The 1,458-nt window shown below is 46.1% G+C and carries 2 protein-coding genes; both read right to left on the bottom strand.

All coding sequences use genetic code 11. The features are described from left to right. Positions 1–20: 20 nt before the first annotated feature. Positions 21–992 (bottom strand): transposase, encoded by a 972-nt coding sequence (locus tag QUB08_RS31900; protein ID WP_333230293.1) that lies wholly within the window; start codon positions 990–992, stop codon positions 21–23. A 207-nt stretch (positions 993–1,199) separates the two neighbouring features. Continuing rightward, a partial coding sequence (locus QUB08_RS31905; RefSeq protein ID WP_333230295.1) for a hypothetical protein occupies positions 1,200–1,458 on the bottom strand: 259 nt, incomplete at its 5' end.

A 1,458-nucleotide genomic window follows, 5' to 3' on the forward strand; every position in this document is an offset into this window, starting at 1 on the left:
GTAGATACTGTCTTGACCTGTCAAGGGGTAGCAGTCAAATAATTGGGGTCGAAAGGCTTTTGGGACTTTAAAATCCCAAAAGCCAAATGCACCAACTTCCTCATCAAGGCACCAATCACCTGCATTTTGACCTTTCCGCGACCCAATAATCGCTCACTCATAGCCTTGAGTAACGGATTGTGACGCATCGCCACTACCGCAGGCATATACAACGCCTTTCGCAGTCGGACGTTTCCGGTGCAGGACAAACGAGTTTTGCCTTTAACCGAAGTCCCAGAACTCCGTTCACAGGGTGTTAAACCCGCATAAGCCGCTAATTGACGGGCATTGTTGTAATCGGAAACATCACGAATTTCAGCTAACAATACGGATGCTGTCTGTTCACCAATTCCAGGAATTGAGGTCAAGAGGTCACGCTGTTGTTTTAAATGTGGGTGCTGGTCAAAATGGTCACTAATGAGTTTTTTAATCAGTTTTTGTTGCTCTTTTAGATACTCCAAATGTGCCAGTGTAAGACCGGCAACAGTTGGCGTAGCTGTTTCCAGACGGTTCTGCTCTTGAGCCGTCATTTCAATCACAGATTCGAGCCGTCGCAACAGGGCTTGTAATTCTTTGACTTCGGGCGCAGTTGGTGTCCATAGAGATGGTTTCATCGCTGCACAAAAACGAGCAATCAATGCCGCATCTACGGAGTCAGTTTTAGTTCGTAGGAGTTCGCTTTTAGCAAACCCTTTAATACGAGCCGGATTGACGATACTAACCTGAAATCCAGCCCCATCAAGGAATTCTGCTAAGGCTTCTCCATAGATGCTAGTAGCTTCCAGGCAAGCATGGAGTTCGACTACACTTTGTTGTTGAAGCCAGTTATGTAAACTCTCAAACCCTTGAATATTGTTAGTGAATATTTTGGGTTTAGTTGCACGGCCTGCTTTCAGTAATGAGACATGAAAGTCTCTTTTACTGATGTCTATACCTAAGACTGTTGATGTCATTTTTGGCTCCCGATGTACTCCGATTTATAAAAGAACCTGACAGGCAATTGAATACTAACCTTGTGAATGCAGGCTTTCAAGGGCGATGCCGAGAGCCTAAGATACTGTCCAGTTTTGTGTGAGCCTGTCATCAGTAATGGGAGCTTATCTACACAAGAGACTTATGCAGTCTAAGGGGCGGGCCAACTTCACCGATTTCTGATGTCCTTAAACAGCACTTTCTACTGAAACTTGCACCTTAGTAAGAAACTTTCCTTGTTTCTTTATATTTACCTTCCTAGCGCTACGATCGCCTGATGCACAGCTCGATCGCCTGATGCACAGCTCGATCGCCTGATGCACAGCTCGATCGCCTGTTTGACAGCTCGATCGGCTCACTGACGTAGCGAGCGCCTGATTGACGGCTCGATCAACTGACTGACGTAGCGATCTATCGCCTGACTCTTTTAAGATACAAGGGGCGGGT

The sequence above is a fragment of the Microcoleus sp. BR0-C5 genome (assembly GCF_036705045.1).
In the GTDB taxonomy this organism is placed as follows: domain Bacteria; phylum Cyanobacteriota; class Cyanobacteriia; order Cyanobacteriales; family Microcoleaceae; genus Microcoleus.